Genomic DNA, 22,006 nt, shown 5'->3' with positions numbered 1-22,006 from the left:
AGCGAACCTTTATTGCAGATGAGAGACATCTGTCCAATTATTATTTTTACGAATGATATCAATCAGCTGTTGATACTGACTGCCTTCTTTAAAGGTTTGATAAGGCGGCACTTGTTCCCCCTGTACATCTTTTACAAGCTCGCGAGCTAAGTACTGCCAGTTGCGCTCTGTATCACCGGTCACTTTCGGCACATCGTCACGGATATCCTGTGGCAAGGGGATTTCTTGCCATTGCTTATCGTCCCCCCACAAATAAAGCGGCCCACTTCCATAGTGACCTTTAATATAAATAGCACCTTTGGTGCCGTAGAAAACAATATGATCTTCGTGAAAACGCGGATTCAAACCACCGTGTTTAAACAATACAGACACTGGCTTGTTCGCGTGGGGGCTTTCGAGTTTAGCCAGCACTGTGTAAGTCCACTCTACATTGCTGTCGCCCCATTTTAGGCTTGGATCATTGATATCTTCAGGGATAAAATCGCGCCGTGTTTTGAAGTTTCGTACTCCCTCCACAATAGGCGCTTTACCCAGATCATCGCGCACCTCGCCCATAATTTCGAGAATCTTCTCGCCGATAACCGAGGTAACGATGGACAGCTTATGCGTAAAATTATTATTAAGTCGGCCTCCGCCGTGCTCTTTGCGGTGCGACCAACCAAAGGGAATCTCACGCTCTAAGTTAAAATGCGATATGCACTCTACCTCTACGGGTTCACCAATGGCACCCTCCGCCACTAAGCGCTTGGCGTGCATGATGTCAGGCATGTACCTAAAGCTTGCCGCAAAAGCAGTTTTTACGCCCTTTTGCTCCGCCAGTCGGTACAACTCCAGCGCAGTTTCACCGCTATCGGTTAGCGGCTTATCACAAAACACATGACAGCCAAACTCAATGGCCTGCTTAATAGGCTCGTAATGCGCCCCACCGGGGGTCGCAATAGAGACGATATCGGGCTGACATTCTTGCAGTGCTTTTTGCCAGTCAGTGCCAGAATATGGGATGCCCATTTTTTTGGCTACATCACTGACGACGTGTGGGGTTCTGCCTACAAGGCCGACCACTTCGGCACCTACCGCGCGAAACGCGTCGGTGTGACCTTGTCCGGCAAATCCGGTGCCCATAATGAGTACTGTTACATTTTTAGCCATCACTTCACCTGCTTTGTCTTTTGTTATCAACTCGTTAACATTTACCAATGCCACATAGTGCCATCTTCTAAACGGCTCACCGGCAAATAGGAGCGCTTATAAGGAAAGGCTCTGGCCGCCTCTTCATTAAGCTCGACCCCAAGGCCCGGCGCATCGCTCACGTAAGCCATACCATTTTTCACTTGATGACCATGCGGAAATATTTGTTGCAATTGCTCATTCCCCAGCCCAACAAACTCTTGTACGCCAAAGTTCGGAGCCCATACATCAAGGTGCAAATGCGCAGCGAAGCACACCGGCGATAGGTCGGGCGCCCCATGAGGCGCAAGCTTCACGTTAAAAAGGCTGGCAAAATCCGTAATCCGACGCAGCGCCGTAATACCACCTGCGTGCGTGGCGGCCACCCGAATGTAGTCAATCAGCTGGTTCTGGATGAGGTCTTTACAGTCCCAAATAGTATTGTAGGTTTCACCAATAGCGAGCGGGGTGGTAGTGTGCTCGCGAATCACCTTATAGTTATCTTGATTCTCGGCGATGCTAGCGTCTTCCATAAACATTAAGTTGTAAGGCTCTAGCAGCTTACCCAACCTGGCCGACTCGATAGGCGTTAAGCGACTGTGCACATCGTGCAGCAGCTGGACCTGGTTGCCCAAGCGGCTTCGCGCCTGCGCAAACAACTCCACAATCATTTCCATGTATTTAGGGGTGGACCAAGATTCTTCCGGCGGTAACGGGCGACTCCCCTGCAGCTCAAAATAATCTTTTTTATCACCCAGCACGCCGTAGGTGACATCCAAGCCCGGCACGGCCGACTGCAACCTCACCGCGTTAAAGCCGTTGCTTATGTGTTGCTCAGCATTGGTCAGGGTTTGCTCAATCGTTTCACCATTGGCGTGAGCATACAAACCCACCCCCGAGCGACTCTTGCCCCCCAGCAGCTGATACACCGGCAGGCCCGCCACTTTGCCTTTAATGTCCCACAGGGCCATATCAATCGCGGCAATTGCTGCCATATTAATAGGCCCTCGGCGCCAATAGACACCCCGATACAGGTACTGCCAAATATCTTCGATGTTTTGTGCATCGCGCCCTATCAGGCAAGGGATAACATGCTCTTCCAACATGGCGACAACGGCCTGCTCGCGCCCATTAACCGTGGCATCGCCCAGCCCAGTCACTCCGTCCGAGGTCGTGACTTTGACAGTGACAAAGTTTCTCCCCGGACAACTCACAAAGACTTCTATCTTTTCAATTTTCATGAAAACTACCCTAAATGTGCCTCCCGAACCCAGTAAAACGTTTTACTAAATCGGTTTAGTATCAAATTTAGCATAACTGTCACGAAAGTCAAACAGAGGATTACTGCCCTTAAGGACACGGCCGGTGCCCACCCGCGAGACCTTACTCAACGATAACGGTCAAAAACGTACTGCAGAGCCCCCCCCCCTCATTTACTAACGCGCCTCGTAAACAGGCGGAGAAACAAGGGGTAGGAAAAGCGGGGGATTAACGGATCTTGCGGCAGGACTGGCGCGTGACCAGCTTGCAGGGGGTGGTGATGCGTTGCGGTGCGACCTCAGGGTCGCCAATTAAACGCAGCAATAATTTAGCGGCCTCCTGGCCGATATCATAGGGCTCTTGCTTGATAACGGTTACCGGGGTTTGAAAAAAGTCCACCATGGGAATGTCATCAAACCCCAGCAATGAAACATCGTCGGGGATGGCAACCTTACTTTTGTTAAACGCCTCCAGCAGATCTATGGTGATAGCCAAGTGCTGAGAGAAAAATGCCGTTGGTGCCTCATCCCCTCGCAACATACCAATAGGCGAGCGCTCAAAACCGTCCTCGCGTTGCCAGCGGAGCAACAGGTCTTCGGTAAAGGCCTCACCATAGGCTTGCAAGGCTTCGCGGTAACCCAGATATCGATCACGGCGCGACTTTACCGACTCGAATTCTTGGGTCACAAAACAAATTCTTTGATGGCCCAGCTTGAGTAAGTACTCGGTTGCCTCAAACGCCGCTTGTTTGTAGTCCGATAAAATAATGAATTTTTCATTCCCCTCATGCTCAAGCTGAAACTGCACAATAGGAAGCCCTTGCTCGAGCAGCTTATCGGTTAAGGCAACATTAGCGCCCGAAGGAGCAATAACAATTCCATCAACGTTGATCTGACTCAGGTTCTGAAGCGCCTGAGCCTCTTTTTGCGGATCAAAATCGGTACTGTAAATCAACACATTGTACTGACTGCTTTTGCAAAAATCGTCGATACCGCGAATCGTACGACTGGTATAAAAGCCCGTTACATCCCGCACAACGACGCCGATGGTTTTAGTGGTATTGGTTTTAAGGCTTCGGGCAATGGCGTTGGGAACGTAGTTTAACGCGGCAATAGAAGCCTCGATACGTACGCGAGTCTCTTTTGACATATAGTCAAAGCGCCCACTTAAGAACTGCGAGACGGTACTTTTGGATACGCCAGCGTGTGCGGCTACATCGACTAATCTTACCTTTGCCATTATTGAGTCTACTTTGGTTTAACGCTTAAAGGCTGGGCGGGCAGGCGCTTATGGTACCCGATATAAAATACCCGATCCATCGCGAACCAACGCTGCCGGGTGAGAAAGTGTAAGCACCTAATACCGTAGCTATTTTTCAGATTATCTGAGAAACTCAGTATACACCTAGCCCCTCGTCATCATGAGAGACCCAATAGGTGAGTACCTAACATTATAACAGGAGTGATTAATGTCGCCGGGGGCATCCCAGCGCCAATAAAATCACCCATAAAGAGCCACCAGCGCGAGAACTGTAACTTTTCTTTATGACTCTCGACGATGGAACACCACTATGAAAAATCGTATTTCTCAATCACTGTTAGTCATCGCGCTCGGCTTTTGTGGCACAGCACAGGCTGCGCAATCGGATATTGGCGCCGACTTATACCAAAAAGAAGGTATCTCTAGCGACAGTGTTCCGGCCCAGGCCCTTGAGGCCGTACAAAAGTTACAGCCGGGCTTTGTTTTAAAAGAGGCCGAGCAAGAATCTAAACACGGCAACCAATATCTTGACCTTGAAGGCGTAACCGCCGACGGCACCGAAATTGAGTTCGACATGCTGTTAAACGAGCAAGATCTGTGGGAAGTTGTGGAAATCCAACGCGACCTATCGTTAGCCGACTGCCCTGCCCCGGTACGCGAGCTATACAGTGAAACCTATGACCAGAAGCAACCGCAACGCATTATTGAAAGCAAGCAAATGAGCGGCGCGGTGGTTTACGAGTTTTATTTTGTGAAGGGCGATAAAACGGAAAAAAGTGAAATCAAACTGGATGGGGACTCGGCTGTTTTACTGAACGAAGAGTGGCAACACTAAACACCCATCAAATTCCTACCCCTTGAGAGAGCGGCACCTGCTAAGGCTGCCGCTCCCGCTAGCGCCTCAGTTAAGCTCGGCGCATATTGAGCTCAGCTTCGATCTCTTCCATACGCTTGGTATTAAGCGGATACACCACCAACAGCAGCACCGCCACGAAGGMAAATACCGCCGGAATCCAGCTCATTAACATCACCATACCGTCGGTAGTTTGCGCAATCGTGCTCGGATCGGTACCCACATAGCCATAACCGCCCAGCACCATCAACACCAGCGCGCCGGCAAAGCCGCCGCCGGTTTTCTGAATAAAACTACCGGCGGAATAAAACAGGCCCGTGGCACGACGGCCGTGTTTCCACTCGGAATAGTCGGCGGCGTCGCCCAGCATGCTAAAGGTAAGTACCGGCATAAACGCGGCAAAGAACTCGGCGGCGCAGCCCAGTACAAACAAGCCGGTCACATCGTTGCGATCCAGCAAAGAGATACAACAGGTGAGCACACCACTGATAATCAGCGAGGCGATAAACAGCGTCTTTTTACCCACCAAACGGGTAAAGTAACCGCACACAAAGGCGGCGAAGATTGAAGTAATCAACAGCGCCAGAAAGTACATGCCAGTCATGGTGGGTTCTTGCAAGTAATGTTTAAAGTAGTAGGCGATAACCACATACTTAATGCCGTTAAACAGCATGGTCAAAAAACCCAGACCCAAAATCATCAACCACGGCTTATTGGTTAACAGGTCAATCAGGTCGCGCTGAGACGGAGTGCCGGCTCCTTCGGGGCGGTTGATTAACGTGCGAATCAAATAGCCGGTACCCATAAGCACCACGGCACACAACGGCCCCATAACCCAGGGGTTGAGTTTATAGGTGGCGTCCTCGGCCTGCGTCAAACTAAAAAAGAACAGCGAAACCGACAGCAGCGGAACGATAATAAACGGCAGATTAAACAGCAGATCTTTAAATTCTTTTTTAAACGAGCCGGTATTTGACGTAGGTACAATACGCTCTTTGGTGGTCATAAACGTAACCACGCACAGCGCCACCAATAGTACCGCAAACACATACATGGTTTGCTGATAGCCTTTGGCCTCATCCCCCTGGCCGAAATACTCCACCAGATACGGTGTGCCCGCCATCACCAAGGCGCCACCTAAAAAGGCCCCGGCAAAACGGTAGCCGGATAACACGCTGCGCTCTTCATGGCTGGAGGTCATGACCCCCATCAAGGCCGAATAAGGGACATTGTTAACCGTGTAGGCGAGGGTCAAACCGATATAGGTAAAATAGGCCCACACCACCTTCATCTCGGGGCTAATATCCGGGGCGGTAAACGCCAGCACCATAAATAGCCCCAGCACCGGGGCCGACCACAAGATCCAGGGACGAAATTTACCGTATTTAGTGTAGGTGCGATCGGCAATCATCCCCATAATAATGTCGGTAATACCGTCCGATACCCGCACCAACAATAACAGTGCCGCAGCTGCAGCCGCAGTAATGCCCAGGGTGTCGGTATAAAACACCGCTAAATAGGCCAGCGCGCCGCGCCACACCAAATTGGCCGCGGCGTCGCCCATGGCGTAGCCGCTTTTCTCAATTATGGATAATTTTTGTTTGGTCGGGGTAGTCACTCTCCACCTCTTGTCAGGTTGGTGTTGTTATAGGGTATTTTTTGGCTCAATGGCTAGTATTACCGTGGCCCGCCAGCACTTTAACAGGCACAGGGGAGCATAGGGTTACCCCCCAAAAATGTACAGCAAAAACCGTGAAAAACCGGGTGCCATCAAAGCTTTAACGATACCGTTTGCATTAACAGGCCCTCGGCTTCGGATTTCCGGCCTGCCCCAACAGCGAACCACCGCGGTGCACTCGAGCACATTAATGCACCACGCACCAAAACTTTAACCGCACCAAGAGCACGCACATAGCGAGGCACTCCGACCGCTCGCGCACCAGAAGAAAACAAAAACAGCAAAAATTGATAATAAAGGGCTCGAAGCCTGCCCTACTTTTTTGCGTACTACCTGTGGCACAGCGCTTGCTATAGCCCCTATGGATAGCAACCTTAGCGGGCACCAGGCCCACACCGACTCACCGCGCCGACCATTGATGGTCGCGCCCGAATAGACGGATTAGCACATGAGCTCATCGAAACTTAATTTATTGGATGTCACGCGCGAGAACATTCGCCTGTTACACCTGACGTGGTTTGCCTTTTTCTTAACGTTTGTCGTGTGGTTTAGCCACGCGCCACTGAAACCGCTGATCATGGAAGCCTTCGATATGGATATCAGCCAGTGGAAAGCACTGCTGATTCTGAATGTGGCGCTTACTATTCCCGCACGGATTGTGGTGGGTATATTGGTGGATCGATTCGGCCCCCGCATCGTTTACAGCTTACTACTCGCCTCGGGCGGCTTGATGTGCCTGGCGTTTGCCTCGGCACAAACTTACGAGCAACTGGCGCTTACTCGCTTTTTACTGGGCTTTGTCGGCGCCGGCTTTGTGATTGGCATTCGCTTAGTGGGCGAATGGTTTCCGGCCCGCCAAGTAGGTTTAGCCGAAGGCGTCTATGGCGGCTGGGGTAACTTTGGCTCGGCCGCAGCGGCCTTTACCTTGCCAACTGTTGCCTTGATGTTTGGTGGTGACGACGGCTGGCGCTACGCCATTGGTGTTACCGGCTTAATGGCTATGGCGTACTCTATTGTGTTTTATTTGCGTGCCCGCAACACCCCAAAAGGCTCAACGTACTTTAAGCCCAAAAAGAGCGGCGGCCTGGAAGTTACCAGCAAAAAAGACTTTTACTTTTACCTGGCGATGAACCTGCCCATGTACTTTATCTTGGCGGTACTGGCCTGGAAGCTGTCCCCCTCCGGCGTTGGCCTGCTGACTCAAAGCACCACCTACCTGATGTACCTGGTGTTGATCGTCCTGTGCGCCTATCAGTTCTCGCAAATTTATCGTGTAAACAAAGACATGCTGCAGGGCGCCGAAGTACCCGAGCACGACAAATACAAATTCAAACAGGTGGCGATTCTCGACTGGGCTTACTTTGTCACCTTTGGCTCTGAGCTGGCGGTGGTATCTATGCTACCGGCGTTCTTCCTCGAAACCTTTGAAGGCATGAGCCTGGCAATGGCCGGTGCATTAGGTGCCGCCTACGCCTTTATGAACTTAGTCGCTCGCCCCGGCGGCGGTTACATTAGCGACAAGTGCGGCCGCCGCTTGTCCATGTCTATTTTTATTGTTGGCCTCACTATTGGTTACTTTACGCTGTCGCAAGTGGACGCCGGCTGGCCCGTAGCCCTCGCGGTGGTTGCCGTCATGTTCTGTTCGTTTTTTGTTCAGGCCGGTGAAGGTGCGGTATTTGCCATGGTCCCATTGGTTAAGCGTCGCATGACCGGTCAAATTGCCGGCATGGCTGGCGCCTACGGCAATGTGGGTGCCGTAACCTTCCTGACGATTTACAGCTTTGTGGATGCCTCGACCTTCTTTATGGTGATCGGCGGCTGCGCCTTAGTTATCTTCGGTGTTGTACAGTTTTTAGAAGAGCCTAAAGGCCACATGACCGAAACCAATGAAGACGGCTCGTTAGCGCAGATCGAACTTACCTAACTCAACTTTTCCCCGTGTCTGTAGCGGATCTTCGGATCCGCTTTTTTTTCATCGACAGGAAGCGCTATGATATCGCCACAAGAACAACAATCAGGCACGGTCCCAATGGAGCATATCCAGTCATCCCTAAAACTCGAATTTGCGCAACTGAGCGATGCCGGACGCAAAGCCGAAAATCAAGATACAGTTGGAGCACGATTCCCCGAAGGGGCGGCACTGACCACTAAAGGCGTTGCCATAGCCATTGCCGACGGTGTCAGCACCAGCGATGCCGCACGCCAGGCCAGTCAAACCGCTATTACCGGCTTTTTAACGGACTACTATGCCACGCCTGATACCTGGCGTACCGGGCAATCCGCCAACCGGGTTATTCAATCGCTCAACCGTTATTTATGGAGTCAAAGTCAAAACAGCGTGCGGCAAGAGGGTTACCTTACCACCCTGAGCATTATTGTGATCAAAGGCGACAAACTGTTTACCTTTCATGTGGGCGACAGTCGAATTTATCGCCTGCGCGCCGGTCAGCTAGAATTGCTCACACGTGATCACACGCAAAAAATTGATCGCCGCACAACTTACTTAAGCCGCGCTATGGGTGCCGACTTAAACCTGGAAGTCGATATGCAAACCTACGAGGTCGAACTGGGTGATGTTTTTATGCTCAGTACCGATGGCGTGCACGACTGGGTCGACCATAAAACTCTCGAGACCTTATTAAACCAAAACAGCGACCTACAAACGCTGTGTGACACGTTGCACCAAACCGCCATGGACGCCGGTTGCGATGACAACATTAGTGTGCAGCTGGCCCGAGTCGAGCAGTTGGGCGCTTCGAGCCAAGCCGATGCGGTCACCGTATTATCGCGGCTGCCCTTTGCGCCTTTGCTGGATGTAGGCAAAACCATTGACGGGCTCACCGTCGAGAAAATCATGCACGAGTCCGAGCGCAGTCAGGTGTATCTGGTGAAGGCGCCCGACGGTAAAAACCTGGTCATGAAAACACCTTCGATTAATTATGAGGACGACCCGGCTTATATCGAGCGCTTTGTGCAAGAGAGCTGGATTGGGGCGCGCATCAGTAACCGGCACATCGTGCGGGTGGTAGAGCCGCCGGAGCCGCGCTCGTGTCTGTATTATTTAACCGAGTACATTCCCGGGCCAACGCTATCGCAAGTCATCAAAGAGCGGGCTCCTCTCGAAGTGTCAGATGCCGTGGAGCTGGCAGAGCAACTGGTAACCGGCATACGCGCCCTGCACCGCAAAGACACGCTGCACCAGGACTTAAAACCTGACAATGTCGTACTGGGTACCCAGGGGGCCTGTTTAATCGATTTTGGCTCTTGCTGGGTGGCCGGAATACAAGAAATGGGATCAGCTATTACACCCGATCATATTCTGGGCACACTGGACTACTCCGCCCCGGAGTATCGCTACGGTGGCCGCACCGGACCGCGCTCAGACCAATTTTCTATCGCGGTACTGGTGTACGAAATGCTCACCGGCAAACGCCCTTACGGTGAAGCCTATGGCAAAGCCATGTCGCTCAATCAATTTCAAAAATTAAGCTACCGCTCCGCGTTGCAGTACAACCCCTTGGTGCCCATCTGGCTCGACCGTGCACTGGAGAAAGCGCTGCAAATTCAGCCCGCACAACGCTACGACGCACTATCGGAGTGGCTAAAAGACTTACAACGACCCAACCCCAACTGGCTGACCGCAAAACATAAACCACTAATGGAGCGCCACCCGGAGCGCGTTTGGAAAGCCGCCGCATTGAGCGGCTGGGCAGTAGCGCTGGGGCTGATCATCACACTGCTTATCAATTAAAACCCCAATAAAAAGGCCAGGCTTTTCAAGCCTGGCCTTTTTAGGGTATTACGCGCGGCAAACAAACTAGCCTTTTGGCGTGAGCCGTAACACCACCACATCGTGAGCAGGAATATTGAGCTGCAAGGGTTGACTCGTGTCGCCACTGAATGACTTCCACAAGCCTTTGTAGCCGAACGTTTGTTTATTAAAGTCGATCGAGCGGCCCGTAAGGTCGTCTTTAACAATATTAAACTGCCAGTCGTGATTAACGGTTAAAATATCATCGCCACGATTTAAAAACAGAAAGGCCCAATCGCCATTCATTAGCGGCTTCACAAAAACATTCAAATCGCCGGCATCGATATAGCGCATAGCCTGTACACCAGCAGCATCTTGGTTTAGCGCAATGATGTCTTTATTGGTTAATATGTCTAAGGTTTGCTTAGACATATTGCGCAAGTCATTACCGGCAATCAGTGGTGAGTTGAGCATGGCCCACAACGAAAAGTGAGACCGATCTTCGGCGGCGGTCATACCGTTACCCACTTCCATCATATCCATATCGTTCCATTGACCGTGCTTAGCGTATTGCCGAAGGTTTAAATCTTTACGCATATCCAGAATTTTCAGCACGCCCCACGACGACCAGCTACCCCAGCTGTAGCCGCAATCCCAGCACGGATAAATATCACCGGAAATTCGCCAACTGTGACCTATATCTGTTGCCCACTCCCACGGCTGATTATCGCCCCACTCACAAATACTGTATAAGATGGGCCGACCGGTCGCATGCAGCGCATCGCGCATTGTGGTGTAAGCGCCCTCCGGGTTAAGCTTATCTGTATCACACCAATCGTACTTTAAGTAATCGATACCCCAGTCTGCGTAGGTTTTTGCATCCTGGTACTCATACCCGCGCGAGCCGGGGCGCCCCGCACAAGTGGTGTTGCCCGCATCCGAATAAATGCCGAGTTTTAAGCCTTTAGAGTGGACATAATCGGCCAGCGCCTTCATGCCTGACGGAAAGTGCTCTTTACTGACCTGGATATTGCCGTCTTGGTCGCGCTCACCGTGCCAGCAGTCATCGATATTAATGTATTCATAGCCGGCGTCTTTCATGCCGGACTCAACCATGGCATCGGCCATCTCCCGAATCATTTGCTCATCGACATCACAGTCAAAAGTGTTCCAGCTGTTCCATCCCATGGCTGGCAGTTGACCGATCTTTGAATTTTTCTCAGCGCTTGCCTGCACGCTAAATAGCGCCAAACTTAGTACGCTTATCAAGACGAAAAGCTTTTGCAGAAAATTCCTACTCATGATGCTCTCTCACTATTATTAGTTATCTTATGGGCAATCAGGCCACCGGTCGATCGCTCGCTTACAGCAAGCCACCGATGTGGCTTACTTACGGTCCGGTAACGCAAATAAATTAGCAGACTGCTAGAGACCTTTCAGGTTTTGTGCGTGCTGCGCGATAACCTTCAAGGTCGATTTATCATCAGCAAACACAGAATTTAAACCCTGAGCTTCCTGCGGTGGGTCGCCAAAAAAGTCATCGCCCTTTTGCCACATATAGTCTTCGCGGTCGGTTGTTGCAAAACCGCCCCAAGCCCAGAAATTCGACCCAACAAAAGGCCCTTCGGCGGCGACATTTTTTTCAATCACACGATAGACCATCGCGTAAAAGCTGTCCCGGTAAGATACAGGTGTGCCGTGATCAAAGGCCCCGCCGTTGCGCTCTACACCAAACTCTTCAAGCACAATGGGCTTGTTTAAGCGCTCGGCGATCGCGACATGCTCACTCATGTATTGCTTTGCGGTGCTGACGGCCGAGCTGTAAGTTTCCTCGGGCTGCGTAACATCAAACCAACCCCAGTTTTTAATCCACATGTGAAAGGTTAAATAATCCACATTCGCGCTGGCGTGCGAGCGCTCAAACAGGTCGGCATCACCCAAAGTGCCCATAGCTCCCTCGTTGCCGGTACTGATTAACTGATGCGGCGCCAACTCTTTAATAAAGCCGGCCGTTTCATCTACCCAGCGGGAGAAGTCATCAAAGTGCGCCCGGCCATCGGCATCGCTGCCGGGGCGGGGCTCATTGGCCAACTGCCATGACATAATGGTCGGATCGTTACTGTAAACCGTGCCGGTAATACTGTTAGTGCGGGTAACAAGAGCGCGAATAACGTTGCGGTAAAGCGCCTGCGCCTCTTCTAAACGATAAAAGCGCGCGGAGTTTTCCATAAACGGGTTCCACTTGCCAGTTATGTCCGGATCAAGCACCTCGGTGCCGGTAAACCACGCCACGTATTGCGACATGCCGCCAGACCACTGCCAGAAGTTATTTAAGTAGAGCACGGCTTTCATATCGCGCTTAGCCATTTCGGCCAATAAAAAGTCCATGCCGCGCAGTAGGTCAGTGTCAAGCTCACCCTGAGTGTTTTGTAATACAGCCGGGCGAACGGCGCGCATCAGGTCGCTGGTTTCAGAGACGGCCAACACGCGCAGGTTTGTAATGCCGTGTTCAACCAGCAAGTCCAGCTCGCGCGTTAAGCGCTCGCGATCACCTGCGATACCCGGCGCCCCAAGGTAGGCGCCATACCACATATTGGCGCCGACGTAGTGATAGGGCTTACCTCCCAGATAAAACTGCTGGCCTTTTACCGTAACAAACGCGTCGCTAGCCGGTTGCTCCGCCGAGGGTTGCACGCAGCCCACAAGCAGAGCCGCAGCCAACAACACAAAACAACGGACAATGATTTTTCTCATAATGATTACCTTTACAAAGACCCTGGTCAGATCAGCCAGCTTTTATTGGTGGTTTTATTATTCAGATGTGGGCATATTAAATACGCCCACATCTGGTGTTAGGCGAGCCGCTCCAGCCGCACGGAGTTAACGTCCGAGCAGCTTGGCGGCTTCTATCATGGCTCTCCCATTATGATAGGGACCCTTCCAAAACCCCGCTTTATAATCGCGAGATCCATCCGGAGCATCCAGGGTCGAGTGCCAGCGCCACTCCCCCCGGTCGTGATCAATTTGATAAGCATCAATAAATGACCACAAATTCTTTGCCGTGCTTAAAAAGCTATCGTCGCCGCTGAGTTTATAGGCCGTTAAAAAGCCGACTAGAGCCTCCGCCTGAACCCACCAGATACGCGCGCTGTGATACCGATCGCTGGCGCGGTCGTAGGCGTCGATAACATCGCCGCGCTCGCGAATAGCTTCACGCTGACAGGTTTTAGCCAGTTCGATAATAACCGGGGTTAAACGCGCCAGACGCTCTTGATCCCCCAACGATATTAGCGCTTTGTATAACAACCAGCTGCACTCGATATCGTGACCGTAGGTTAAGCCCGGCGAGTGATCTTGCCAGTTAGCGTCCAAAAACATTTTAAGATGGTAATTGTCGTGATCGATCATATATTTATCGAACAGGTCAATCCCGTAACCCAGCGCAGCCGCCACACTCTTGTCAGGGTTTACCTGATGCAATTTGGTGTAGGCCTCCAGCACATGCAGGTGGGTATTCATGGTTTTGGGGTAATTTAAATCTTTTTCGCTTAAGCGAACGTCTTCGATTTTTCCCCACTCGCGGGTATAAGCCTCGTAGTAACCATCAGCGTCGCGATCAATACAGTTAGCTTCGATTAACGCAAAAGTATCCATCGCCAGAGTTAGGGCATCGGAGTTAGCGGTTAATTCGTAGTAAGCGGCCAGGGCATAAATCGCAAACGCCTGAGCGTACACTTGCTTTTTGCTTTGCTCGATTTCACCCGTGGGCGAGAGCGACCAATAAAACCCGCCCTGCTCACGATCAAAAAAGTACTCGCACAAGTATCGATAAGCTCGGTCAGCGGCTGTGCGGTACTCATCGTTACCGGTAAAAACGGCCGCCTCAGAAAAAAACCACAGGATCCGGGTGTTTAATACGATGCCTTTCTCAGCATCAGCGCGGGCAACATTGTCGTCACCCACCTCACCATAAAAACCACCGCGAGCTTGATCTTGCGCGTAATCGAGCCACCACCGGGCAATAGCATGCAGCTGTCCGGTAAACGTTTTCGTTAACGATTCATCGGTTGCCAGAGCAGCTCCGTCAACCTTGTGAGTGTCTACAGCCTGACTCATTTAAAGGTATCCAGAATATCCAGGTTGCCAGAAATTAATGTATTGCGCGTACTCACCGAGGCGGCCGAGCGCAGGCCGTCTTCCGGCGTGTTGATACAGTAGTCGACCAATTTATCGACACTTGAGGTTGCCACATGCATACGGGTATCGGATGAAGCGTAGTAGATAAACACTTCGTTTTTCTCGTTGACGATCCAGCCGTTAGCAAAGGCCACATTCGACACATCGCCGACACGCTCATTGCCTTTAGGGGCGATAAAGTGGCCACCGGGGCGGTGCGTTACCACCCAGGGGCGCTCCAACTCGGTCATAAACATATACAACACGTACCGCAAGCCGGCGGCGGTGTTGCGCACGCCGTGAGCCATATGCAACCACCCCTGGTCGGTTTTTATGGGGGCCGGGCCCTGGCCGTTTTTCACCTCTTTGATAGTGTGGTATTCCTTGCCGTCGACGATAACTTCGTCTTTTATTTCAGCGCCGTCCATTGAATCGCTTAAGCCCCAGCCAATACCACCGCCACTGCCGACACTGATAAAACCATCTTGCGGGCGGGTATACATGGCGTACTTTCCGTCGACAAACTCTGGGTGCAACACCACATTACGCTGCTGGCCAGAATAGGTAATTAAATCGGGCAGACGCTCCCAGGTCACCAAATCTTTGGTACGTGCAATACCGCACTGAGCTTCAGCCGCCGATAGATCGTTGGGTTGGTTTTCATCTTTTCGCTCGGTGCAAAACAAACCGTAAATGTAACCATCTTCGTGCTGCGTCAAGCGCATATCGTACACGTTGGTATCGGGGCGGTCAGTTTCCGGCAAGGTAATGGGGTAATCCCAAAAACGGAAATTATCAACGCCGTTATCACTTTCAGCGATGGCAAAAAAACTCTTACGATCGTCGCCTTCCACACGAACCGCCAAAATGTACTTGCCGTTCCAGTAAAGCGCACCCGAGTTAAAAGCCGCATTGACACCCAAGCGTTCCATCAAATGCGGGTTGCTCGCCTCATTAAGATCGTAGCGCCAAAAAATGGGGGCGTGCTCGGCCGTTAAGATAGGGTGTTGATAGCGCGTGTATACGCCGTTGCCTGGCTCAATGGCTTTGTTGGCACGGGTAATAAGCGCTTCATGCTGCTTTAGCAATTGTTGGGCGCGAACGCGAAAGTCACTCATAATAGTTGTCCTAAAATTCAAAATCATTCGGCGTTGCAACCGGCGGACCTGCGCGCAACCGGTTACAACTTTACCTAAAAACGGCGCCCCCATTAGGTACGCCGATAAATACGGCCGCGGGCGTTACTCGGTATCGTCTGCGGTTGCCAGGGTGTACTTGGTAGGAGTATCGGCCGGGTAGTCCTCTAGCCGGCACCACCAAAAGCGCCACAACCACAGGCTCGTCACCACAAACACCACCACGGCAGCGACAAACTCTACCCAGTGTTGAATCACCATAAAGATAGAGGCGGCAACCATCGAGGTTTGCCAGATAACACCCACAATTAAATTGCCTACATCGCGCGCTAAGTCGGTGTTGCGGCTTAGCTCGGGGTAGTCTTTAACCGCCTCGCGATAAACCGGCCCCCACACACCCCACGGGCGAACTTTAATATAGAAGGTTTTTAACACTTCCATATCATCGGCTTTACTCAGCAGCGAGCCAACGACGCAGGCAATAAAGCAGCCGGTAAAAATAAACGGGAAGGCATAAACCTGCATGATCTCCCAGTCGAGAGTCCACTGCAGCGCCTGAATAATCAGCAGAATCACCAGACCCATGGCCATACCGCAAAAATAACCCACACCGTTGAAGCGCCACCAAAACCACTTAAGTAAATTGGAGGCGGTGTAAGCACCGTAAAACGCGCTGACAATCCACAAAATAATCGAGTTGAGTGAAGGCACAAACAGACCGATCACCACCCCCAGTGCCACAAATAAAACCGAAACAACATAGCTGGCCTTAACGTAGTTTTTAGCATCGGCGTTAGGCTTAAAGTAACGTTTATAAATATCGTTAACCACATAGGCCGGCGCCGCATTGGTGGTGGCGGCAAACGTCGACATAAACGCTGCTAACAGGCCAGCAATCAACAAACCGAGCAAACCAGGCGGCACAAACTCCTTCATGGCAAAGGGGAGGATTTGCTCAAAATCCACATCGGGGCCCATCGCCTGCAGCTCGTCCATAAAGAACACCAGCGCCAGAATAGTCAGGCCGGCAATCAGCATGTAACGCGGAAACAGCAACACCACATTGACAAAGCCGCTCATTTTGGCCGCTTCCGTTGGCGAGCGCGCCGACAGCACACGCTGCATATCGTAATTTGGCGGCGGCCCCATCAGGCTCTTAGCGATACCTGACAAGAGCATCAGCATAAAGAAAATCGTGAAAGGCTCGTAACCATCGGAGGCAATTTTAGTATTGGCCGCCTCAAGTGTGCCGGACCAATCCATATCCAGATTCCAACCAAAGGTTATTTTGTCCCAGTTATCGGGCACCACTGCCGCCAACATCTCGGGTGAGACTTGCTGCATGGCAATAATACCTACCGAGACACACGCCACTGTCATGATAAAAAACTGTAGCACTTCAGTAAAAACAACACTGAACATACCACCTTTAACCACGTAGACCGTGGTTAACGCCGTGATAATTAACCCGTAATAGATGTCGTTGGTGTCCGGGTCGGCCGATAGCTCCCAAGGTAAAAAGACGGAGGCAAACTTTCCGATACCGATAAAGCCGTAGGCCAAAAAGCCCACCACATTCACCAGCGCGAACAAAACCACAATTAAATGCGATAACCGTGCGCCGGTGCTGTCGCCAAAGCGGAAGGTAATCCACTCGGCACCGGTGAGCACACCTGAGCGACGCAACCATACCGACAGGAACACCATCAGGAAGATCTGATTAAATACCGGCCACAACCAGGGGATATAAATACTGGTAAGCCCGTAGACAAACAACAGGTACACCATCCACATAGTACCGCTGATGTCGAACATACCTGAGGCGTTGGACAACCCAAGTGTGTACCACTTAAGTTTGTTGCCCCCTAAAAAGTAGCTGCGTAGGTTTTTTGAAGCGCGGCTGGAAATCCAGAAACCGATAAAAACAGTGGCGAGCAAATACGCCGCGATAACCACCACATCTAAAATTGCTAACTGCATGTGTGCGTCCAATTATTATAGCGCCGGACTGCCGCCCAGGCGGTGTAGTTACAAGGTGTGCAGCGCGTAACCCGAACCCAGATTAGTTTTTGCAGGATATTGCTACGCCGTAAGAGCACAGCCATCAAGCAACCCAACGCGCCACAGTCTTAGCATAGACGATCACCTTGTCGTAAAGCGAAGACAAATGTAACCGATTACACCAAATAATACCAGCGCTTTACGTTACTTAAGCGTTTTCTAGCGGTATGCTACTATCGCTAAAAACCTTTACTCCTCTTAAAAAGCACTATTTATGTCCAATATTCGAGATGTAGCACGCGAAGCAGGCGTTTCAGTCGCCACCGTCTCGCGCGCGCTGAGCGACCCAGAGAAAGTCTCTCAAGCGAGCCTCAATAAAGTTCACACCGCCATCGATAAAGTGGGCTATCGGCCCAACATGTTGGCGCGCAGTTTTCGCTCGGCCAAAAGTTATGCGGTTGTGGTACTGGTGCCGGACATCACCAATCCGTTTTTCTCGCAAGTTATCCGCAGCATCGAGGATCGCGCTCAGCAAAAAGGCTACGCCGTGCTGCTGGGGGATACACGCGGTATTATCGAGCGCGAAAAAGAGTATATTCGCCGGGTAGAGACGCGACTTGCCGATGGTGTTATTCAGCTGCGCCCGGATGAGCTTAACAAACACTCCGAGATGCCAGCCGATGTGGCCTGTGTTAAAGCCTGTAGCTGTGAATCTACGGTGGGGCCCAGGGTGCGCATCGATAATCGCGGCGGCGCCCGGGCCGTAGTAGATTACCTAATCTCACTAGGCCATCGCCGTATTGGCGTAATCTCGGGTCTTAAAGACAACCCCCACACCATCGACCGTCTGGCCGGTTATCTGGAGAGCCTTGAGGCAGCCGGAATCGAGTTTGATAAATCTCTGGTCGCCGAGGGGGACTTTACCACCTGGTCCGGGCTAAACAGCGCCAAACAATTTTGCACCATGAAGAACAAGCCCACGGCACTGTTTTGCATGAACGATGAAATGGCTATTGGCGCTATCCAAACCCTAAAACAACATGGCTTACGGGTACCGGAAGACATTTCTGTCACCGGGTTTGATGACATTAGCTACGCCCGCTATTGCGACCCGAGCCTCACCACCGTCACTCAGCCCGCCGAAGAAATCGGCAAGCTGGCAATGGACATGCTACTGCGTTTGATTGAGGGCGAAGAACTCGCCCAAGAGGAGAACGTACTACCGGCAGAGTTTGTAATTCGCAAAAGCACTGCCGTACCCCGCAAAGATTAACTACCCAAAGCTGCGCCACACCTGCCGCGGCAGCTGTGGCGCAGTCTAGGTGTTTATACCCGCAGCCTGATCCGGCAACTCATCGCAGTAACGCATTAGCTCCTGCGCCAGCACAATCAAGTGGTAGAGCGTACTGGCCGGCGCCTCAGCAGCCACTACCTCATCGTCTTTGCCGCGCTGATCGATATAGCTGCCCGGAGTAGTGCCACACAGATAGTAGGTAAAAAGCGTGTTTACCGCCTGTGCCGCGCGTGCTTCAGCGCCCGGTTCGCCCTCCCGGGCCATCACCAGGCTTGCCTTAATTAACTCGGTTAGACCCCAGCAGCGCTTGGTATGTTGCAACACCTCACCCTGCGGGGTGACCGAATCAAACAATAAACCAGAATCCGCTTTTAAGCCCAACTCCAGTCCGCGGCGATATAACACCCCGGTATAGCGACTAACCGACTGCCCCGTCAGGCGCGCGTACCAATCCAGCAGCCAGACCCACTCCATCATATGCCCAGGCTCTACCACTTGTCCCGTGGCGCCCTCAGCCAGCGTCCAGTCGGCATTAAAAAACTCAAAAAGCACGCCCTGCACAGGGCAAAAAAAGCGCGACTCAAACACGCTAAATAGCTCGCCGGCACGGGCTAACCAGTGCGCCTCACCGCTCGCCTCGTATAAAGCCATGCAGGCTTCAAACAAGTGCATATGCGGATTCTGCCGGCGTACGCTGTAGGCGTAATCCCCTTCAAGCCAGCCGCCATAATCGGCCGCAAAACGTTTATCGAGATGCTGCACCAGCGCCTCGGCTTTATCCAGCGCCGTGCGTTCACCGGTGGCACGGTACAGCCATGCGTAGGCCAGTAAAAAAAAGGCATGGTCATACAGATCTTGCTTGGTGTCGATAACCTCAAACTCAGGGCTTAACAGGTGGGTAAACCCGCCGCCGGCGCTGGGGTGCGCCGCGTGCGACTCAACAAAATCCAGGAGCCCACTAGCCAGCTCAGTACCGTTATCACACCAACCGCAGGCATCAGCCGCGGCAAAAAAGAAGGCTTGCCGCGCCTGCACCCGTACCCGTACGTTAGCGTTTTGGTCTACTTCGCCATCCGGCCGCAACCGCTCGTAGCTGGCCCCCAGGCTCGGGTGAATAGCTCGGGTACTCCACAGCGGCAGCGCATCGCGTGCAAACCACTGGGTTAGCCGCTGTGTCTGGTCTTTAATATCATTGCTCATGCATTACCTTTTTACCGCCCCACGTTAACGCAGCCATCACCTAGCTTGCTCGGCTGGTGTGCGCGTGCGAATAATGCCGCACAATGTAACCGGTTTCAAGCTGCTAAGGAGAACAATAGTGTGTTGTCGCCTAAATACGTTAAACTATATCGTATAAAGCGCGAAAAATATTCCTATTTAGCCGGGCCCAAGCCATTGATTGCTCCAGCCACAGCGATACGCTCAAGGACACGATCTCCAGCCTGCGTCATTACGCTGGCCCTATTGCTATATACATCAATGTACGGGCTAGCGGACACCGGCTCGCCGACATCCGGCAACACCGACTCAGAGTTCACGCTCTGGATCGGCAATATGACTGAGGCGCGCAAGTCCCACGAGAGCGCCGTCGTGCGTCTGGCGCTGGACAAAAGCCGCGATCATTACGGCCCCTATAAATTAACCCTAAATACCGCGCCTTTCTCCCGCCCGCGAGCCATTCGCAATTTACGCGATGGAGAGATTGCTCAAATCGTCACAGCCCCCGAGCTCACATATCGTATGGCCAGCGATGAGCAACCGCTAATCACCATCCCCATTCCATTGCTAAAGGGGTTGCTCGGCAGCCGCGTGGCCATTGTTCGGCGCGAGCGCGCCGCCCAATTCGCGGAGGTGCACTCAGTTAAACAATTACAGCAGTTTAACGCAGGGTTGGGGTTCGATTGGCTGGACCGTGACTTTTTTCGCGACGCGGGGCTACCCTTTACCAGTGGCGCCGATATCGACCAGCTGTTTAACATGCTAGTACACGGCCGTTTTGACTACTTGCCACTGGGCTCTATCGAGGCGGCACCGACGCTGGCGGCCTCCGGGCACGCGGCGCAACTGACAATCGTTGATGATTTGCTTATTCACTACCCGCTGCCGGTGTATGTGCAAGTCAGTCACAATCGCCCCGAGCTTGCCGCGCGTTTACGGTTTGGGTTAGAGCGCGCTCGCCGCGATGGCAGCTTAAACGCCCTATTTGAACAACACTATGGCGCATTCCGCAGGACTGCGAAAAACGCTTACACCATAGAACTACACAAGCATGAACACCCTGCTTTTAGCGAGAGGCGAACTTCGCCTTAAGTGCCAGCTCAACCTCAGGCGTCACAAACTTGCTCACATCGCCGCCCAATACGGCTATTTCGCGCACAATCGAAGACGATATATAAGACAAATGTTCGGCCGGGGTGAGAAACAAGCTCTCCATATCCGGCGCCAAGGCCCGGTTCATATTGGCCAGCTGAAACTCATATTCAAAGTCGGATACCGCTCGCAAGCCGCGCACAACCCCCTGTGCACCACTGTCGCGAACAAAATCCACCAGTAAATTATCAAAGCCACATACTTCCACGTTATCCAGATGCGAGAGCGTACTTTGGGCCAGCTCGACGCGCTGCTCTAAATCAAACATGGGGGCTTTGCGGTTACTGGCCGCCACAGCCACCACTACGCGATCAAAGAGACGGCAAGCGCGCTCTACCAGATCTTTATGGCCATTGGTAATAGGGTCGAACGTGCCTGGGTATACAACCTTGCGCATAGTTTATTCTCTGTGTGGCATGCGGTGTGGGCGGATACTACAAAAATAGCCCAGCCCTTGCTAGTCGGCACGATAAAAATACAGTCGGTAACAAACACTGCCGGCGCGTTTTTCACGGTGTAACTCCCAGCTATCGGGCACTTGAAACACGCTGTCCACGCCCGACTCTATGTAAATCGCAGCGCCGTCGGCCAGCCAGGGGCGCGCCGCGAGCGCATCGATACTCGGCTGCCATAAATCGGCAGCAAAGGGCGGGTCGAGAAACACCAAATCCAGCGGCGCATCTATTTTGCTGCTGTTTAGCCACTGCAGCGCATCCATATGCTGCAAGCGCCCACCACTGGCACCGAGTAGCGCTAAATTACCCGCCAGCGCTTTTGCCGCCGCCGGGTCGCGCTCGCAAAAGCTCATTACACGGGCGCCACGCGACAGCGCCTCTAAACCCAGCGCGCCGGAGCCGGCGAACAAATCCGCCCCGACGGCGTCAGGCACGTATGGGCCAAGCCAATTAAACAGGGTTTCGCGAATGCGATCCCCCGTAGGGCGCAAGCCATCACACAGAGGAAACTGTAGTTTACGCCCACGCCACTGCCCACCAATCAGCCGCAATGGCTGGCGCAAAGAATCCCCGGCCGGCTGTCGCCGCGTTTGTTTTGCCACCTA

17 protein-coding genes are annotated in these 22,006 nt (G+C 52.3%); 5 read left to right on the top strand and 12 right to left on the bottom strand.

What is annotated here, in order from left to right:
• Positions 1-9: 9 nt before the first annotated feature.
• From SD69_RS04125 to SD69_RS04115, 3 genes are all read right to left on the bottom strand, one after another.
• Positions 10-1,149 carry a Gfo/Idh/MocA family protein gene (locus SD69_RS04125; RefSeq protein WP_041524422.1) on the bottom strand — a complete coding sequence of 380 codons (1,140 nt, stop codon included), beginning with the start codon at positions 1,147-1,149 and terminating at the stop codon, positions 10-12.
• 41 nt (positions 1,150-1,190) lie between these two features.
• Entirely contained in the window at positions 1,191-2,408 is a 1,218-nt protein-coding gene (gene manD / locus SD69_RS04120) for a D-mannonate dehydratase ManD (protein WP_041522204.1), read from the bottom strand.
• A gap of 247 nt (positions 2,409-2,655) precedes the next feature.
• Complete coding sequence (locus SD69_RS04115) at positions 2,656-3,666, bottom strand: LacI family DNA-binding transcriptional regulator (protein ID WP_041522203.1); 1,011 nt, start codon at positions 3,664-3,666, stop codon at positions 2,656-2,658.
• A gap of 331 nt (positions 3,667-3,997) precedes the next feature.
• On the opposite strand from SD69_RS04115, the gene SD69_RS04110 reads away from it, so the two are divergent.
• Positions 3,998-4,522: a hypothetical protein gene (locus SD69_RS04110; RefSeq protein WP_041522202.1), complete on the top strand. Its 525-nt coding sequence runs from the start codon at positions 3,998-4,000 to the stop codon at positions 4,520-4,522.
• Between the two features lie 70 nt (positions 4,523-4,592).
• Here SD69_RS04110 and SD69_RS04105 read toward each other — a convergent pair whose 3' ends face one another.
• Entirely contained in the window at positions 4,593-6,158 is a 1,566-nt protein-coding gene (locus SD69_RS04105) for an MFS transporter (RefSeq protein ID WP_041522201.1), read from the bottom strand.
• Positions 6,159-6,666: 508 nt separating this feature from the next.
• On the opposite strand from SD69_RS04105, the gene SD69_RS04100 reads away from it, so the two are divergent.
• Both SD69_RS04100 and SD69_RS04095 read left to right on the top strand, forming a co-directional pair.
• Positions 6,667-8,142, top strand: coding sequence for a NarK family nitrate/nitrite MFS transporter (locus SD69_RS04100; protein ID WP_041522200.1), 1,476 nt, complete (start codon positions 6,667-6,669; stop codon positions 8,140-8,142).
• Positions 8,143-8,247: 105 nt separating this feature from the next.
• A complete protein-coding gene (locus tag SD69_RS04095) occupies positions 8,248-9,969 on the top strand; it encodes a bifunctional protein-serine/threonine kinase/phosphatase (RefSeq protein WP_041522199.1) in 1,722 nt (573 codons plus the stop codon).
• A 66-nt stretch (positions 9,970-10,035) separates the two neighbouring features.
• On the opposite strand, the gene SD69_RS04090 is transcribed toward SD69_RS04095, so the two are convergent.
• The 5 genes from SD69_RS04090 to SD69_RS04070 all read right to left on the bottom strand — a co-directional run bounded on the left by SD69_RS04090 (position 10,036) and on the right by SD69_RS04070 (position 17,261).
• The gene (locus tag SD69_RS04090; protein WP_041522198.1) at positions 10,036-11,271 is read right to left on the bottom strand and encodes a glycoside hydrolase family 27 protein; all 1,236 of its coding nucleotides are present in this window, start codon (positions 11,269-11,271) and stop codon (positions 10,036-10,038) included.
• A 123-nt stretch (positions 11,272-11,394) separates the two neighbouring features.
• The gene (locus SD69_RS04085; RefSeq protein ID WP_052480875.1) at positions 11,395-12,723 is read right to left on the bottom strand and encodes a glycoside hydrolase 5 family protein; all 1,329 of its coding nucleotides are present in this window, start codon (positions 12,721-12,723) and stop codon (positions 11,395-11,397) included.
• A gap of 126 nt (positions 12,724-12,849) precedes the next feature.
• Entirely contained in the window at positions 12,850-14,085 is a 1,236-nt protein-coding gene (locus SD69_RS04080) for an AGE family epimerase/isomerase (RefSeq protein ID WP_041522197.1), read from the bottom strand.
• A complete protein-coding gene (gene mgp130 / locus SD69_RS04075) occupies positions 14,082-15,263 on the bottom strand; it encodes a 4-O-beta-d-mannosyl-d-glucose phosphorylase Mgp130 (RefSeq protein WP_041524420.1) in 1,182 nt (393 codons plus the stop codon). The genes SD69_RS04080 and mgp130 overlap by 4 nt, the downstream gene beginning before the upstream one ends.
• A 123-nt stretch (positions 15,264-15,386) precedes the next feature.
• Positions 15,387-17,261 carry a sodium:solute symporter family protein gene (locus SD69_RS04070; protein WP_041522196.1) on the bottom strand — a complete coding sequence of 625 codons (1,875 nt, stop codon included), beginning with the start codon at positions 17,259-17,261 and terminating at the stop codon, positions 15,387-15,389.
• 295 nt (positions 17,262-17,556) lie between these two features.
• Between SD69_RS04070 and SD69_RS04065 the strand changes: the two genes are divergently transcribed.
• Entirely contained in the window at positions 17,557-18,555 is a 999-nt protein-coding gene (locus SD69_RS04065) for a LacI family DNA-binding transcriptional regulator (RefSeq protein ID WP_041522195.1), read from the top strand.
• Between the two features lie 45 nt (positions 18,556-18,600).
• Here the strand turns inward: SD69_RS04065 and SD69_RS04060 are convergent, their stop codons facing one another.
• A complete protein-coding gene (locus SD69_RS04060) occupies positions 18,601-19,776 on the bottom strand; it encodes an AGE family epimerase/isomerase (RefSeq protein WP_041522194.1) in 1,176 nt (391 codons plus the stop codon).
• A gap of 279 nt (positions 19,777-20,055) precedes the next feature.
• Between SD69_RS04060 and SD69_RS04055 the strand changes: the two genes are divergently transcribed.
• Entirely contained in the window at positions 20,056-20,886 is an 831-nt protein-coding gene (locus tag SD69_RS04055; RefSeq protein ID WP_157471605.1) for a type 2 periplasmic-binding domain-containing protein, read from the top strand.
• Here SD69_RS04055 and coaD read toward each other — a convergent pair.
• Both coaD and rsmD read right to left on the bottom strand, forming a co-directional pair.
• A complete protein-coding gene (coaD, locus tag SD69_RS04050; protein ID WP_041522192.1) occupies positions 20,861-21,343 on the bottom strand; it encodes a pantetheine-phosphate adenylyltransferase in 483 nt (160 codons plus the stop codon). The genes SD69_RS04055 and coaD overlap by 26 nt on opposite strands.
• A gap of 60 nt (positions 21,344-21,403) precedes the next feature.
• Complete coding sequence (gene rsmD / locus SD69_RS04045; RefSeq protein WP_041522191.1) at positions 21,404-22,003, bottom strand: 16S rRNA (guanine(966)-N(2))-methyltransferase RsmD; 600 nt, start codon at positions 22,001-22,003, stop codon at positions 21,404-21,406.
• Between the last annotated feature and the right edge of the window lie 3 nt (positions 22,004-22,006).

This window comes from Gilvimarinus agarilyticus (assembly GCF_000832015.1).
Taxonomy (GTDB): domain Bacteria; phylum Pseudomonadota; class Gammaproteobacteria; order Pseudomonadales; family Cellvibrionaceae; genus Gilvimarinus; species Gilvimarinus agarilyticus.
This window is presented reverse-complemented; position numbering and strand designations above follow the sequence as displayed.

What these genes read in the sequence shown, in the direction of transcription:
- coaD (WP_041522192.1), bottom strand. Translation starts at nt 21,343, where the DNA reads ATGCGCAAGGTTGTATACCCAGGCACGTTCGACCCTATTACCAATGGC.
- mgp130 (WP_041524420.1), bottom strand. Translation starts at nt 15,263, where the DNA reads ATGAGTGACTTTCGCGTTCGCGCCCAACAATTGCTAAAGCAGCATGAA.
- SD69_RS04055 (WP_157471605.1), top strand. Translation starts at nt 20,056, where the DNA reads ATGTACGGGCTAGCGGACACCGGCTCGCCGACATCCGGCAACACCGAC.
- SD69_RS04115 (WP_041522203.1), bottom strand. Translation starts at nt 3,666, where the DNA reads ATGGCAAAGGTAAGATTAGTCGATGTAGCCGCACACGCTGGCGTATCC.
- SD69_RS04080 (WP_041522197.1), bottom strand. Translation starts at nt 14,085, where the DNA reads ATGAGTCAGGCTGTAGACACTCACAAGGTTGACGGAGCTGCTCTGGCA.
- SD69_RS04070 (WP_041522196.1), bottom strand. Translation starts at nt 17,261, where the DNA reads ATGCAGTTAGCAATTTTAGATGTGGTGGTTATCGCGGCGTATTTGCTC.
- SD69_RS04095 (WP_041522199.1), top strand. Translation starts at nt 8,248, where the DNA reads ATGGAGCATATCCAGTCATCCCTAAAACTCGAATTTGCGCAACTGAGC.
- SD69_RS04125 (WP_041524422.1), bottom strand. Translation starts at nt 1,149, where the DNA reads ATGGCTAAAAATGTAACAGTACTCATTATGGGCACCGGATTTGCCGGA.
- SD69_RS04100 (WP_041522200.1), top strand. Translation starts at nt 6,667, where the DNA reads ATGAGCTCATCGAAACTTAATTTATTGGATGTCACGCGCGAGAACATT.
- SD69_RS04060 (WP_041522194.1), bottom strand. Translation starts at nt 19,776, where the DNA reads ATGAGCAATGATATTAAAGACCAGACACAGCGGCTAACCCAGTGGTTT.
- manD (WP_041522204.1), bottom strand. Translation starts at nt 2,408, where the DNA reads ATGAAAATTGAAAAGATAGAAGTCTTTGTGAGTTGTCCGGGGAGAAAC.
- SD69_RS04085 (WP_052480875.1), bottom strand. Translation starts at nt 12,723, where the DNA reads ATGAGAAAAATCATTGTCCGTTGTTTTGTGTTGTTGGCTGCGGCTCTG.
- SD69_RS04065 (WP_041522195.1), top strand. Translation starts at nt 17,557, where the DNA reads ATGTCCAATATTCGAGATGTAGCACGCGAAGCAGGCGTTTCAGTCGCC.
- SD69_RS04090 (WP_041522198.1), bottom strand. Translation starts at nt 11,271, where the DNA reads ATGAGTAGGAATTTTCTGCAAAAGCTTTTCGTCTTGATAAGCGTACTA.
- SD69_RS04110 (WP_041522202.1), top strand. Translation starts at nt 3,998, where the DNA reads ATGAAAAATCGTATTTCTCAATCACTGTTAGTCATCGCGCTCGGCTTT.